The organism is Kitasatospora sp. NPDC057936 (assembly GCF_042887525.1).
Lineage (GTDB): Bacteria > Actinomycetota > Actinomycetes > Streptomycetales > Streptomycetaceae > Kitasatospora.
Genome location: NZ_JBHVPD010000101.1, coordinates 1 through 12805 on the forward strand (window position 1 = coordinate 1; position 12805 = coordinate 12805).

Here is a 12805-nt window from a genome sequence, read left to right on the forward strand (position 1 = left end):
TTCCGGCTGTCTGTGCGCCGCCAGGGACTCGAACCCCGGACCCGCTGATTAAGAGTCAGCTGCTCTAACCAACTGAGCTAGCGGCGCCTGCTGACAGAGAAGACTCTAGCAGCGGCCCCGGCCCGCGCCAAAATCGAATACCGGTCGCGCGCTGTTCACCGCGCGGTCACCGCCGGCCCGGCGGGGCCCGCCGCGACCGGCTCGCGCGAGGCCCGGACGCACGCCCACAGCACCACCGAGGCGCCCGGCAGCCACGGCTCCCGGTCCTCCGGCGCGACGATCCACCGGCCGGCGCCCAGCCCGGGGGAGTCCGGGCCGTGCACCATCCGCTGCACCGGCGGCACCGTCACCGTGTCGCCCTTGCCGTGGCAGAGCAGCGGCGGCACGTCCCGGGCCCATTCCTCCCAGGCCAGCAGCCTGCGCAGCCGGGGCGCCGCGCCCGGCTGGACGAACAGCAGGGTCCGCCCGCGGTAGGCCGCGACCGGCCCGCAGCCCGGCCCGGAGGCCCACAGCTCGTCCAGCACCCGGCGGCCGAACAGGGACGGCATGCTGATCACGTCGAACGCCCGCCCGCACGGCAGCACCGACGGCGCCCACGGGCGGGACTCCCACAGCGCGCGCATGCTGCGCGGGTACTCGCTCGCCGAGGCCAGCCAGGCCTCCCCGGCCACGGTGACGTACTCCACCGACTGATAGGTCCAGATCTCCACGCACAGCAGCGTGCGCGCTGCGCGGGCGCGGCTGGGCGGAAAGGGCCGTTCGCCGGACAGGCCGGCGCGCGGCGGCGTACCCTTCCGCCCCGCGCATATGCCAGGGGCGAGTTTCCGCGGCCTCGGACCCGGCCGGTGCGCGGTCCCGGGGCTCAGTCCTCGTGGCGGCGCGGCTGGAGCAGGCCGCGGCCGTACTCGATCATCTTGGTGGCGTAGTCGGGGGTCCAGTCCGCCCGCTGCGCGATGTCGTCCGCCGACAGTGCGTCGAAGCGGCGCGGGTCCGCGAGCTGCGCGGCGGCGACCGCCTGGAAGTCCGTGGCCCGCTCGGCGGCCGCGCGGAACGCCAGGGCGAGCTCGGTCGAGCGGCGCAACAGCTCCGCCGGGTCGTCGATCGACTCCAGGTCGAAGAAGCGTTCCGCCTCCGGCTCCGCCGCCTGCGGCTCGAACAGCAGCTGCACCGGACGCAGCCGCCGGGCCGGCGCGGACGGACCACCGGAATCGGACGCCATCGCGTGGGAGTCGGGCATGGACGGACACCTCCGGGTGCTCGGTGAGGGGCGGACGGCGGTTGCTCCGGGGCCGCGCCGCCCGGTCGGGCCGCCGTCCATTGTCGCGCGGAGGCGGCCGATGACGGAACGGTGCGCGTGCGGGCGCTATTCCCCCGTGCGCGCCCCCGGCGCGCCCCGGACTCCCGCGAGCCGGACACCTTTGGGTGGTCCTTCCCGTGCCGCGGCATCGGGGCGGGGACCGGGCCGTTGTGCCGGGTGATCCCTTCGTCGACCAACGGAACCCCTACAAGGAGAACCATGCGTGTGCGGAAGGCCTTCCCGGTCCTCGTCCTGCCCCTCGTCCTCGCCTGCGCGTCCCCGGCCGCCGCCGCCGAGACCACCGTCGTGGTGACCGGGGCCAAGAGCGCCCCCGGCGGTGGATCGACCGCGACCTGCCCCGCCCACAGCCACCTGACCGGCGGCGGCTACACCTTCGCCCCCGCCGGCCCCGGCGACACCGTCCTGGTCAACGCGCCCGCCCCCGGCGCCCCGGGCACCTGGTCGGCCCGCGCCGACCACGGCGTCGTCACCGCGTACGCGCTCTGCGAGACCGAGGACTGACCGCCCCCGGGGCTCAGCGCAGTCGCACCCGGTGCCCGGACAGGTGGTGCAGCACCTGGTGGTTCGCCTCCCAGCCGTCCGGGAACCTGACCGAGACGCCCAACTGCACCGGTTCCGTGGACGGATGCTCGTCCAGCAGCTCGGCGATCCCGGCCCGGGCCACCACGATGCACGCGTGCCGGTGGCGGGAGGCGAGCACGCAGAGCCGGCCCGTCTCCAGGTGGAAGGCGGTGGCGTCGGGCCGCCCGGAGAGCGGGTGGAGGACGACGGTGACGTCGTACTCGCGCCCCTGCAGCCGGTTCGCGGTGTCCACGGTGACCGCCGGGCCGGCCGTCCCGTCCACCGGGACGCCGAGCTTGAGCAGGGCCGCGCGCACGGCCGCCGCCTGGTCCCGGTGGGCCGTCCCGACCGCGATCCGGTCCGCGGTGAGCGGGGCTTGCCCCTGCTCGGAGTGCGCGCTCAGCCCGCGCTCCAGCAGCCGGCGGACGGTCGCCGCGACGGCCGCCACCGCCTGCGGGTCGGTCCGCACGGTGTGCCGGGCGGGCAGTTCCAGCAGCGCCCAGCCGTGCTCGGCCGCCCGGTCGATCGCCGCGTCCAGCGCCGAGCCGTCCGGGCGGACGGTGGCGGTGAGCCGGCGGTCGTCCGGGCCGGTGCCGGAGCGGAACGGCGTGTACGGGTAGAACGCGTCCGAGATCAGCGGCGCCGCGCTGGCCGGCAGCCGCCAGGAGACCGGCAGCCGGTGCGGCTCGATCTGCGGGTTGTGCGCCAGCATCGTGACCACGGCGCTGCTCGACGGGTCGTAGGACAGGCCCGCCCACTGCTCGGTGCCGACCACGGTGAACGGGTCCAGCTGGCCCGGGTCGCCGACGAACAGCGCCCGCTCGAACAGCCGGGCCACCGCGAGCAGCGCGTCCGAGCGCATCTGGTACGCCTCGTCGACGATCGCGTGCCGCCACGGCGCCTCGGCCCGCACCCACTGCCACTTGGCGGAGGTGGAGATCACGACGTCGTGCTCGACCAGGTCCGCGACCTTGTCGGACGGGGTGACGTTGGCGTGCCGCAGCACCTCCGGGCCCGGCCGGCCGTCGGCTGCGTGCAGCCGGCCGATCGTCAGCTCCGGCGCCTTCTCGGCCAGCCGGCCGACCAGGTCGTCCACCTGGCCGTTGGTCTGGGCGACGATCATCAGCCGCTCGCCCGACCGGACCAGCTCCCGGGCGGCGCGCACCACGAGCGTCGACTTCCCGGCGCCGGGCGGCGAGTCCACCACCACGCCGCGCGGGGCGCCGGCCGGCGGGTGGACGGTCGCGGCCAGGATCCGGGCCACGGCGGCGTCGGCGGCCGCGCCCGGGGCCTGGCCCGCTGAGCTCTGCTCGGTCACGCGCTTGCTCACTCCCAGTCGAAGTCGGCCGCGGGGCCCGGGGATCCGGGCGCGGCGCCGGGCGGGCCGCCGTGCGTCCACGGGGTGTCGTCCGGCTCGGGCAGCGGCGCGGACTGGCGGACGGTCAGCTCGAAGAGGGTGAACGTGACCGGCTCGCCGGGCTCGGGCACGCTGCCCGGCTCGGGCTCCTTCCTGCGGCCCATCCCGGACAGGATCCGCAGGGTGATCGTGCCCTCCGCCGGGTCGGCCGCGACGATCTCGGCCTTCTGCGCGGACTGACCTCCCCCGGCCTCCGGGCGGGGGGACCCCCAGACCCGGTGCGCCTCGCGGCCGAGGTCGGCGTGCGGGCGGTCGTCGGTCCGCACGGTGACCAGCGGACGCGGCTTGGGGGAGCGGCCGGAGGTGTCGTAGTCCGGGACGACGTCCGTCACCACGCCGGCGAATGCCTCGCCCGCCAGCCGGTGCTCGGCCATCGCGAGCGGATCGTCCAGCGCCTCCTGGACGTCCAGCCTGGCCTGCTCGCGCTCGCGCTGGGCGAGCTTGCGGGCGGCCGTCACCGCGTCGTCCTGCCGGGGCTGCGGGGGCTCGCCGGCCGCCAGGCGGTCCCGGTGGCCGGTGTACGACCAGCGGTCGCCCGTCCAGCGCTCCGCCAGGTGCCCGGCGGGCGGCAGCGAACGCAGCAGGTCGATGCCGCGCCACACGTCGTGCCAGGTGGGCAGCAGCACGGCCGACAGCGCGCCGCGCACCTGCTCGACGGCCGCCCGGACGGCCTCGCGGGCGCGCGCCGCCGCTTCGTCGTCCCGCTGCTCGGTGCTGTGCTGCAGCGCGGAGGCGGCGGCGTCGTACCGGGCGATCGCCGGGCCGAGCACGACGCTGTCGAAGGACGGGTCGGTCGCCGGACCGGCCGGCGGGTGCAGCAGCTGCCCCCGGTCGTCCCGGGCGGACTCGGCCCGCTCGGCCGCCTCGGCCCCGCCGACGCCCTCCGGCGGGAAGTGCCAGGCCAGCCGGGCCGCGAGGTGCTGGTCCTCCAGGTGGCTCTGGCCGGTCGCCCAGTGCCGGGCCAGCAGGCCGGTCATCGGGAGCAGCAGGCTGGAGCCGGGCACCTGGGCCCGGTCGGTGAGGTGGGTCAGCCAGCGGCCGAGCAGCGGCACCCGCACCGGGGCCGGGTACGGGCCCGGCTCGTCGTCCTCGACCGTGCGGCGGAACCGGGTCGAGCGGCCGATCAGCGCGAGGTGGTGCACGCCCGCGCCGTTCGGCACGATCAGCTGCGGCGCGTCGGCGCACAGCTCGCGGAACACCTGCGTCTTCTCACCGGTCTCCGGGTCCTTCTCGGAGCCCTCGATCTGCTCGACCTCGGCCCCGAAGGACTCCACGTAGGGCAGGAGGTCGGCGGCCAGCGCGGCCAGGAAGTCGAAGCGCAGCGTGCGGTTGAGCGGCTGCGGCACGAGGTGCAGCCGGGGCGCGTCCCGGTCGGTGCCGAGCAGGACGGCCAGCGGCGCGCCCGCCTCGCCGGCGGCGGTCAGCGGGACGAGCACCATCGGCCGGTCGGACAGGTGCCGGTGCCGGACGGTGGCCAGCGGCTCGGCCCGCCCGCTGCGGACGGCCTCCAGCCGGGCGAGGGTGGTCAGCAGACTCATGGCCCCTCGACGATTCGCTCGCTCGTGTGAACGGTCACTTCCGCGGTCACTTCCGCGGTCTCTTCTCCGGCCACTTCCCGGTCACTTCCCCAGGGCTTCGGCGCGCAGCGCGGCCGCGTACGCGAGCCGCTCCGCCGCCTCGTCCGTGCCGCTGCCGGTGGCGGCGGCCAGCGCCTGCGTCACCGTCCGGATGCTGCCCAGCTCGCCGCGCACGCCGCGGCCTAGCTGCTCGACCCGGTCGCCGCAGCGGGCCTGGGCGCGGCAGTGGAAGCCGAGCTCGCAGGTGGAGAGGCAGTCCGGGCTGTACGCGGCGGGCACGGCCGCGACCGCGTCGGCCAGCTCGTCGCCCGAGCGGGCCGGGGCGCCCTCCTCGTCGACCGCGAGGTCGAAGGCGGTGCCCTCGGGCAGCGTCTCCAGCAGTCGGCCGATGCCGGTCATCCGGCTCAACTGGCGTCGGGTGGTGGCGAGTTCGCGGCGGATGTCGACGGCGACCGCGGTCGGCCGGTTGCCGAAGTCCTTCGGGCAGACCAGCAGCACGCTCAGCCGGGGACTGCCCGGCAGCCGCTGCTCGGCGTACGGGTCCGGCGTGAGCGCCGCGCCGGACCGGGCGGCGGCCGCGTGCTGCAGCGCCAGCACGTACACGGCGGCCTGGCGGGCGGCGGCGCCGACCTTGGCCGGGTCGGCGGCGCCGTCCAGCACGGGGAAGGACTTGATCTCGACCACCGTGCACCGCCCGCCGTGCACCACGACGGCGTCCGGCTCCAGGTAGGCGGTGCTGCCGGCCACGTCGAGCCGCAGCAGCGGGTGGTCGAGCAGCGTCCAGGCGTCCGGGTCGGCGGCGGCCTCCGCCAGCGCCTCGGCCGTCCGGTCCGCGCGCACGGCGGGGCCCGAGCGCTGCAGGAGGTCCGGGACGACCAGCGGGGCGCCGCCGTCCGGCGGGAGGCCGAGGTGATGGCGCAGCGGTTCCAGCAGCGCCGCGTAGCCGTCGGCCTTCAGCCGGGACTCGAAGATCACGCCGCGGGCGATCGCGAACGGGGACTGCCCGAACGGCGCCGGCCGGCCGAGCCGGGAGGCGAGCACCGCCTTGTCCACCCCGGCCGCGTCCAGCACGGCCCTGCGGTGACAGCCCGGATTGGCGGCGAGCGCGGCGAGGGAGCGGGCGTTCAGACTGCGCTGCGGCGCGGGACCGCGCAGTTCGGCGAGCCGGCGGGCGAGCGGCTCAGAGTGCCCACGGGAGGGGGCGTTCGTCGAGACGTTCATGGTGCGGCCCAGTGTCGCATCCGGGTCCGACAATCCGGCGGGGATCACCCCGTTCCGGCCCCCGCCGGAGGCGGTCCGGCGCCCTCCCGTGCCCTCCGGCCCCCGCCACCCTTCGCGTTCGCGTCGCCGCTCCGGCCCCTGCTCCCGGCCCGCGTCGTGTCCACCGTCCGGGTGAGGGATCATGGAGCCCGGTGCTCAAGGGTGAGACCGACCGTTGCCGCCGCCCCGTCGCGAGGAGCCCCCCATGCCCGCCCGTATCGTGCTGGTCCGCCACGGCGAGACCGAGTGGTCCGCCACCGGCCGTCACACCGGCCGCACCGACATCCCGCTCACCGAGGAGGGCCGCGCGATGGCCCGGGCGCTCGGTGCCCGGCTGGCCAAGGCGCCCTGGAACGGGCTGCCGGACGCGCTCGTCTACACCAGCCCGCTCGGCCGGGCCAAGGAGACCTGCGCCCTGGCCGGCTTCGGCGACCGCGCCGTGGACCGCCCCGAGCTGCTCGAATGGGACTACGGCCAGTACGAGGGCCGCACCGGCGCCGACATCCGGGCCACCGACCACCCGGGCTGGCTGATCTGGCGCGACGGCGTGCCGGGCGGCGAGAAGCTCTCCGAGGTAGCGGCCCGCGTGGACGCCTTCCTGGCCGGCCTCAACGACGAGCACGGCGTCCCGGAGACGGACACCACCGTCATGCACGGCGCCGACCGGGACGTCGTCCTCTTCGCCCACGGGCACCTGCTCCGGATCCTGACCGCCCGCTGGCTCGGCCTGCCGCCCGAGTTCGCCCAGCGCTTCAAGCTCGGCACGGCGGCCCTGTGCGTCCTGTCCTGGGAGTACGGCGCGCCCGCGGTCGAGGTGTGGAACGACCTCTCCCACCTGGAGGGCCTGGGCGCCGGCCGCTGACCTGGAGGGCCTGGGCGCCAGCCACTGAAGGACCGCCGACCGGCTCCGCTCAGGCGGCGGTCGCGACGTCGTACGCGGCCAGGAACCCGCCGACCTCCGGCACCGCGCCGTGCGGCCGCAGCCGTTCGGCGGTGTGCGCGAGCATGCTCCGGATCCGGGCGGAGCGGACCTCGCCGAACAGCGCCACGGCGGCCGAGCCGTGGTGCGCGGCGCCCGCGAGGTCGCCCCGGCCGAGCCGGTCGTGGGCGAGCTCGGCGGTGTACAGCACCCGGTTGCGGACGAAGTGCGGCTCCTGGAGCGTTATGGCGAGCCCGGCCTGCTCGCTGGCCCGGTCCCAGTCGCCGAGCGCGGACCAGCACTGGGACTGGAGCCCGGCGATCTCGGCCTCGCCGAAGAAGGACATCCACTCCGGGTCGGCCTCGCAGGGCCCGCGGTCGAACAGTGTGTACGCACGGGCGATCGCGCGCTCGCAGGCGGATCGGTCCTGCAGGAGCGCCCAGCCGCCGGCCTCGCGCATGGCGAGCAGCGCCAGCAGCCGGTCGGAGTCGAGGTGCCGGGCGGCCGCCTGCCCGGCCTGGGCGGCGCGCAGCGCCTCGCGGGGGCGGCCGGCGTCCCGGGCGAGGAAGGCGCTGTTGGAGAAGACGTGCGCCTCCAGGGCGGAGTCGCCGGCCATCCGCGCGGTGGCGAGCGCCTCGGCGTAGAGCGAGCGGGCGTCCGCGAGCCGGTTGGAGTCGTGGGCCAGCCAGCCGACGGAGATGGCGAGTTCGCCGGCCCCGGCCTGCAGCCGGCGCTCCGTCTCGGCGCTGTACTCGCCCTCGTTGAGCAGCACGTAGGCCGTCCTCAGCGACTGCCCGGCCAGCTCGAACAGGGTGTCGCCGCCGTGCGCGTCGTCGGCGAGCCGGATGTCCCGGACGGCCTGTTCCACGCCCAGCACCTCGGCGGCGCCGACCTTGCGCAGCGGCACCGGGGCGCTGCGGCCGGGCACCAGGGCACCGGCCCCGGCGCCCGGGCCGGTGCCGGGGGCGGCCGCGGCGGGCGGGTCGAATCCGATCGCGGTGGCCAGGGCGGCCGAGCCGCCGGTCAGGAACGTACGGCGACGCACGTCGTCGTTCTCCTCGTCGAGAAGGCGCGGTCCGGCGGGCCCTCGGGGCACCGCCGCGGAGAGCGGCCACGGGGGGCCGTCCGGGGCGGGCGGATCCGCGTACGGCGAGGCAGCGTACGGGAGTTGGGTGGAGAGTGGCGAGCGCGGGGCGGGCAGGGTCGGGAACGGTGGGTGGAGCGGGGGTGGCGTGTCGCCCCGGGCTCCGTCCGCCGAGCGGCGGCGGACGGCGGTCCTGGGGGCGAAGCCGAGGTCGGTGAGCGAGCGGCCCGGCCACATGTGCCGGAACACGCGCTCGTAGGCGTAGTTGGGACAGCGGATCTCGCCGGACTCGACCCGTCCGACGTAGCGGGCGTCGCAGGACACGTGCTCCCCGATCTCGCGGGCGGCGCGGCGCACGGCGGTGGCGAACTCGCCGGGCGAGCGGTCGCCGCGCAGTGCGCGCATCACGGTGTTGGGTGACGGGCGGGTCGGCTCGGCCGGTGGGGTGGCTGCCATGGTGCGCTCCGTGGAGGTGCGGGGGCGGTGTCCGGGTGCTCCGAACGGATCACCCCGGCCCGCCACCGACAGTACCGGGAGTCACCGGTCGGCCACAGCGCGTTCTCGCCCGATATGTGGTCAATCAGGTGCGAAACGGGCGCAGTTGCCGAGATCCGCCATGAAATGCCATGCCTTGCTGTAAGGCGCCCCGTGGCCTGCGGCGCGGTTGCGGCGTTGTGCTGGTACGTGGAACCCAGGCCGCCGCCCCCGGCCCCGCCGCCCGCTCCGGCGACACCCCCACCTCCCCGGACCGCCCGGGGCCTCCCGGCGGCCCGGCTTCCGATCCGACGAGGTGACAGGAGGGCCCGTGATGGCCACCGGACTGCCGCAGTACCGACCTGCCGTCGGAGGTGTGCTCGCCGGCGCCGCCCCCGCCCTGCTCCCCGATCCCGCCGACGACCGGATCCCCGGCCGGGGACCGGTCGAGGGCGGCCGCGCCCCCCGCGGGGGCAGGAGCCCCGGCCGCCGCCCGGCCGTCGGCGAGGGCACCGTCCTCCCCGGCTACGACACCGTGACGGTCGCCGTGCGGCACGGACTGGAGGCGGTCGACATCCTGCGCCTGCGCCGCGCCTGCGGGGCCGTCCTGCAGAGCCGCAGCGGCAGCACCGTCTCCTTCTACGTCCCGGCCGGCACCTGTGACACCTGGCACCTGCCCGGCAGCTCGTGCACGCCCGGCGCCCTGCTGCTGCCCGTCGCCGATCCGCGCTGGGTGATGCCCCCGACCGCCACCGACGGCTCCACCCGGCCCACCGACGCGTGGGTGCTCCGCTCCGCGCTCTGCGAGGCCGCCTGCACGCTGACCGCCGGCGGCCTCGGCCCGTTCTAGCGGGCGTGCCGTGCGGATCCCGCCGGGCCCTCGGTCCGTTCCTCCGGCCGGATCCACCCAGCACGCCCGCGGGCGTTCGCCAGTTCGAGTGGTCCCATCGACCTGCGCCGATAATGGCTGTCATGGGACGAAGCAGCAGGGCCGCGCGCGGCACCGACCGGGGCCGCGCGACGGCGCAGCCGCAGCCCGACACCACCGGGCCCGGCGGCCGCCTCCACGCCCAGGGGCCGCTCACCCGTCCCGTCGGCTCCGGCCTGGCCGAGCTCCGCCCGGACCGGGACCGCCCCGCCGCGTGGTCCCTGCTGATCGACGGCGCCCCGCAGTCGATGGTCGACCTCGCCGACCCGACCCACCTCGGCTTCGAGTACCAGCGCCGGCTCGGCCACCTGATAGACCTCGTCGCCCCGCCCGGCCGCCCGCTCACCGTCCTGCACCTCGGCGGCGGCGCCCTCACCCTCGCCCGCTACGTCGCGGCGACCCGCCCCCGCTCCCGGCAGCAGGTCGCCGAGATCGACACCGCGCTCACCGAGCTGGTCCGCGCCGAACTCCCGCTGGAGCGCGGCTGGCAGATCAAGGTCCGCGGCGGGGACGCCCGCAGCGTGCTGGAGCGCACCCCGGAGGGCAGCGTCGACCTGGTGATCACCGACGTCTTCTCCGGCGCCCGGACCCCGGCGCACTGCACCACCGTCGAGTTCGCGACGCTCGCCTCCCGCGCGCTCGCCCCCGGCGGCTGGTACGCGGTCAACATGGCCGACGGCTCCGCCCTCCCGTTCGCGCGCGCCCAGGTCGCCACGCTGGGCGCGGTCTTCCCCGAGCTCTGCCTCGTCGCCGACCCGGCGGTCCTGCGCGGCAAGCGCTTCGGCAACCTGATCCTCGCCGCGGCCCACGCCCCCCTCCCGGTCGCCGACCTCACGCGGCGCGTGGCCACCGACTCCGCCCTCGCCCGCGTCGAACACGGCGGGCCCCTGGCCGCGTTCACCGCCGGGGCCGCTCCCGTGACGGACGCCACGGCCGTCCCGTCCCCGGCCCCGCCGGCGGGCGTCTTCCGCTGACGGGCGGCGCGGCGCGGGCGCTCGCCGTGTGGCAGGTGCCTTGCCGAGCCGTTCCCGCGGCGTCCGTCCGACCGCGACCACCGCGTCGGCTCGGCTGCGTCGGCTCGGCTGTGCCTGCTGCGCCGGTCCGGCCGTGTCCGCTCGGCTGTGCCTGGCGGGCTGCGCCTACCGCGCCGGCCCGCCGCGTTCGCTCGGCTGTGCCTGGCGGGGGGCGACCACCGCGCCCGCCCGGCCGTGTCCGCTCGGCTGTGCCTGGCGGGCTGTGCCCATCGCGCCGGCCCGCCGCGTTCGCTCGGCTGTGCCTGGCGGGGGGCGACCACCGCGCCCGCCCGGCCGTGTCCGCTCGGCTGCGCCCACCTCCGCGCTCGACCCGGCGCGCGTCCACCCGGGCCGTGAACTCGGCCTCCTGACAAGGGATCCCGCCCGCCCGGCCCCGTCGGGTCAGTGCCCCCGCGGCAGCCCGCGGTGCTTCCACATCGCCGCCCCCGTGAGCAGGAGCCCGGCCGCGATGGGGGCGAGGACGGCGGTGGCCGTGCCGGAGCCGTCCTTGGCGGCCGTCACGGTGGCCGTGTCGGCGAGCGCGATGGCCGAGGGCGTTCCCGGAGCGCCGGTCGAGGGCGCGGTGGACGTCTGTCCGGTGTGCCCGGTGCCGATGGTGGCGTCGGGTGCCGTGGGTCCGGCGGCCGTGCCCGACGGCACCGCGGGCTCGGGTGCGGCGGCGGCCGGTTCGGTCTTCCGCGCCGCCGGTGCGGAACCCGCGGGGTGTGCGGACCTCGTCCCGCCGTGCTCGCCGGGGGTGGCCGTGGACCCGGCGGGTCCGCCCTCGCGCGGCGCGGGTGTCGCGGTGGGCCGGCCCTGGGGCGGCACCGCGCCGAGCAGGCCGGAGGCCAGGGCGAAGGCGTCGGGTACGGCCGCCCGCTGGCCGGGGAGCGGCAGGCCGCCGGCCCGGATGCGTTCCTGCAGGCCACCGTTGGCGGCCCCGGTGGTGCCGGTGAGTTCGTCGACGAGCCCGGGGGAGTTCGAGGCGGGCGTCCGCGCGGGAGTGCCGGCGCGCTCGGCCGACTCCTTGTCGTGCTGCGCCGGCGTGCCGTGCAGGGCGCGTCGGACGGCGGTGTCGGCGGGGGCGGGCAGGGGGTCGGCCGTGGCCGCGTACGCGCCGGTGGCGCCGATGCCCCAGAGCTGTGCGAGCAGTGCCCCGCCGGCCGCGACGGCGCGGGGCCCGGGGAGCCACCGGCCGGCCGAGCGCCGGGCGCCGGTGGCGCCGAGGGGGTCGGGTGCCTGGTGCCTGGTGGCGTGATTGGCTCGCATGTGAGTTGAGAACGAGCGGACGGGCCGTGAGGTCACGCCGGCCGTCACGGACAGTCATCGTGGCCCCGGGGGTGCCGCCCCGGGGCCACGGACCGCGCGGCGGTCAGGAGTTGGGGCGCAGGGTCCAAGTGACCGTCATCACACCGGTGACGGCGCCGTCGGCCCGGGTGATCTCGACGGTGACGGGGAACTCCGGGCGCTCGCCCGCGTCCAGCTCGGCGACGATGTCGGCGGCCGGGCGGCCCAGCACGGCGGTCGCGGTGACCTCGCCCATCGCGAGCTTCTTGTACGCGATCTCGGCGTTGACGGCGAGCGGCACGGCGCGCGAGAGCTGGTCGCCGAAGGCGGCGAGCACGATGCAGCCGCTGGCGGACTCGGCGAGGGTGAACATCGCGCCGGCGTGCGGCCCGCCGACGTGGTTGTGGTACTCGGGCTGGTCGGGCAGCCGGAGCACGGCGCGCTCCGGGGTGGTCTCCAGGTACTCGAGCTTGAGGGTGCGCGCCATCGGGACGGTGGCGTCGAGCATCTGGCCGATCGAAGGTGTCGTCATGCGGACGATGTTACTGCTCGGTAGCTTCTGGCGACAGGCCCGTCCTCGACGGGCGGTGCGGGAGCCCGATGTGAGGGAACGCGAAAACGCCCGAGGGGCCGACCTCTTGAAGAGATCGGCCCCTCGGGCTCATGGGGTGAGTGACGGGACTCGAACCCGCGGCCACCTGGACCACAACCAGGTGCTCTACCAACTGAGCTACACCCACCATCTGTCCGGCCCGTTCCCGCTCTTCGCGTTCCCGTTCCGACAGGAAGAACTCTACAGGATCCGAGAGGGTGCTCGCGCCAGGGTTTCCCGCGGGCGTGCGCGGACCCCTCGCTGAGCCCTACCGGAGCCCGGCGGGCCCGCCGCACGGTCGGGGCCGGGGGGGGGGGGGGGGGGGGCGTGCGGCGCGGGGCGGGGATTGTAGGCGGTGGCGCGGGCGGGGGGGGT

At 76.8% G+C, this 12805-nt stretch carries 12 protein-coding genes and 2 tRNA genes; 4 read left to right on the plus strand and 10 right to left on the minus strand.

What is annotated here, in order from left to right; all coding sequences use genetic code 11:
• Positions 1-13: 13 nt before the first annotated feature.
• The 3 genes from ACFVU9_RS37105 to ACFVU9_RS37115 all read right to left on the minus strand — a co-directional run bounded on the left by ACFVU9_RS37105 (position 14) and on the right by ACFVU9_RS37115 (position 1237).
• Positions 14-87, minus strand: a tRNA-Lys gene (locus ACFVU9_RS37105).
• A gap of 68 nt (positions 88-155) precedes the next feature.
• Positions 156-710, minus strand: a complete 555-nt coding sequence (locus ACFVU9_RS37110) for a bifunctional DNA primase/polymerase (protein WP_380445947.1) — start codon at positions 708-710, stop codon at positions 156-158.
• A gap of 152 nt (positions 711-862) precedes the next feature.
• Positions 863-1237 (minus strand): hypothetical protein, encoded by a 375-nt coding sequence (locus ACFVU9_RS37115; protein WP_380445948.1) that lies wholly within the window; start codon positions 1235-1237, stop codon positions 863-865.
• 279 nt (positions 1238-1516) lie between these two features.
• Here ACFVU9_RS37115 and ACFVU9_RS37120 point away from each other — a divergent pair, with 279 nt between their 5' ends.
• Entirely contained in the window at positions 1517-1819 is a 303-nt protein-coding gene (locus tag ACFVU9_RS37120; protein ID WP_380508667.1) for a hypothetical protein, read from the plus strand.
• 13 nt (positions 1820-1832) lie between these two features.
• On the opposite strand, the gene ACFVU9_RS37125 is transcribed toward ACFVU9_RS37120, so the two are convergent.
• The 3 genes from ACFVU9_RS37125 to ACFVU9_RS37135 all read right to left on the minus strand — a co-directional run bounded on the left by ACFVU9_RS37125 (position 1833) and on the right by ACFVU9_RS37135 (position 6094).
• Positions 1833-3197: an AAA family ATPase gene (locus ACFVU9_RS37125; RefSeq protein WP_380445950.1), complete on the minus strand. Its 1365-nt coding sequence runs from the start codon at positions 3195-3197 to the stop codon at positions 1833-1835.
• Positions 3198-3205: 8 nt separating this feature from the next.
• Positions 3206-4834 carry a hypothetical protein gene (locus ACFVU9_RS37130; RefSeq protein WP_380445951.1) on the minus strand — a complete coding sequence of 543 codons (1629 nt, stop codon included), beginning with the start codon at positions 4832-4834 and terminating at the stop codon, positions 3206-3208.
• Positions 4835-4915: 81 nt separating this feature from the next.
• Positions 4916-6094 (minus strand): hypothetical protein, encoded by a 1179-nt coding sequence (locus ACFVU9_RS37135; RefSeq protein WP_387601240.1) that lies wholly within the window; start codon positions 6092-6094, stop codon positions 4916-4918.
• A gap of 244 nt (positions 6095-6338) precedes the next feature.
• On the opposite strand from ACFVU9_RS37135, the gene ACFVU9_RS37140 reads away from it, so the two are divergent.
• Complete coding sequence (locus tag ACFVU9_RS37140) at positions 6339-6995, plus strand: histidine phosphatase family protein (protein ID WP_380508658.1); 657 nt, start codon at positions 6339-6341, stop codon at positions 6993-6995.
• Positions 6996-7044: 49 nt separating this feature from the next.
• Here the strand turns inward: ACFVU9_RS37140 and ACFVU9_RS37145 are convergent, their stop codons facing one another.
• On the minus strand, positions 7045-8592 hold the full coding sequence (locus tag ACFVU9_RS37145) for a tetratricopeptide repeat protein (RefSeq protein ID WP_380445954.1): 1548 nt from the start codon (positions 8590-8592) through the stop codon (positions 7045-7047).
• A 352-nt stretch (positions 8593-8944) separates the two neighbouring features.
• Between ACFVU9_RS37145 and ACFVU9_RS37150 the strand changes: the two genes are divergently transcribed.
• Positions 8945-9460, plus strand: a complete 516-nt coding sequence (locus ACFVU9_RS37150; RefSeq protein ID WP_380445955.1) for a hypothetical protein — start codon at positions 8945-8947, stop codon at positions 9458-9460.
• 122 nt (positions 9461-9582) lie between these two features.
• On the plus strand, positions 9583-10512 hold the full coding sequence (locus tag ACFVU9_RS37155; protein WP_387601245.1) for a spermidine synthase: 930 nt from the start codon (positions 9583-9585) through the stop codon (positions 10510-10512).
• A 441-nt stretch (positions 10513-10953) separates the two neighbouring features.
• Here the strand turns inward: ACFVU9_RS37155 and ACFVU9_RS37160 are convergent, their stop codons facing one another.
• From ACFVU9_RS37160 to ACFVU9_RS37170, 3 genes are all read right to left on the minus strand, one after another.
• Positions 10954-11820, minus strand: coding sequence for a hypothetical protein (locus ACFVU9_RS37160; RefSeq protein ID WP_387601248.1), 867 nt, complete (start codon positions 11818-11820; stop codon positions 10954-10956).
• 103 nt (positions 11821-11923) lie between these two features.
• The gene (locus tag ACFVU9_RS37165) at positions 11924-12370 is read right to left on the minus strand and encodes a DUF4442 domain-containing protein (protein ID WP_329929065.1); all 447 of its coding nucleotides are present in this window, start codon (positions 12368-12370) and stop codon (positions 11924-11926) included.
• A 132-nt stretch (positions 12371-12502) separates the two neighbouring features.
• Positions 12503-12578, minus strand: a tRNA-His gene (locus ACFVU9_RS37170).
• Between the last annotated feature and the right edge of the window lie 227 nt (positions 12579-12805).

What these genes read in the sequence shown, in the direction of transcription:
- ACFVU9_RS37135 (WP_387601240.1), bottom strand. Translation starts at nt 6,094, where the DNA reads ATGAACGTCTCGACGAACGCCCCCTCCCGTGGGCACTCTGAGCCGCTC.
- ACFVU9_RS37150 (WP_380445955.1), top strand. Translation starts at nt 8,945, where the DNA reads ATGGCCACCGGACTGCCGCAGTACCGACCTGCCGTCGGAGGTGTGCTC.
- ACFVU9_RS37130 (WP_380445951.1), bottom strand. Translation starts at nt 4,834, where the DNA reads ATGAGTCTGCTGACCACCCTCGCCCGGCTGGAGGCCGTCCGCAGCGGG.
- ACFVU9_RS37155 (WP_387601245.1), top strand. Translation starts at nt 9,583, where the DNA reads ATGGGACGAAGCAGCAGGGCCGCGCGCGGCACCGACCGGGGCCGCGCG.
- ACFVU9_RS37165 (WP_329929065.1), bottom strand. Translation starts at nt 12,370, where the DNA reads ATGACGACACCTTCGATCGGCCAGATGCTCGACGCCACCGTCCCGATG.
- ACFVU9_RS37145 (WP_380445954.1), bottom strand. Translation starts at nt 8,592, where the DNA reads ATGGCAGCCACCCCACCGGCCGAGCCGACCCGCCCGTCACCCAACACC.
- ACFVU9_RS37115 (WP_380445948.1), bottom strand. Translation starts at nt 1,237, where the DNA reads ATGCCCGACTCCCACGCGATGGCGTCCGATTCCGGTGGTCCGTCCGCG.
- ACFVU9_RS37140 (WP_380508658.1), top strand. Translation starts at nt 6,339, where the DNA reads ATGCCCGCCCGTATCGTGCTGGTCCGCCACGGCGAGACCGAGTGGTCC.
- ACFVU9_RS37120 (WP_380508667.1), top strand. Translation starts at nt 1,517, where the DNA reads ATGCGTGTGCGGAAGGCCTTCCCGGTCCTCGTCCTGCCCCTCGTCCTC.
- ACFVU9_RS37160 (WP_387601248.1), bottom strand. Translation starts at nt 11,820, where the DNA reads ATGCGAGCCAATCACGCCACCAGGCACCAGGCACCCGACCCCCTCGGC.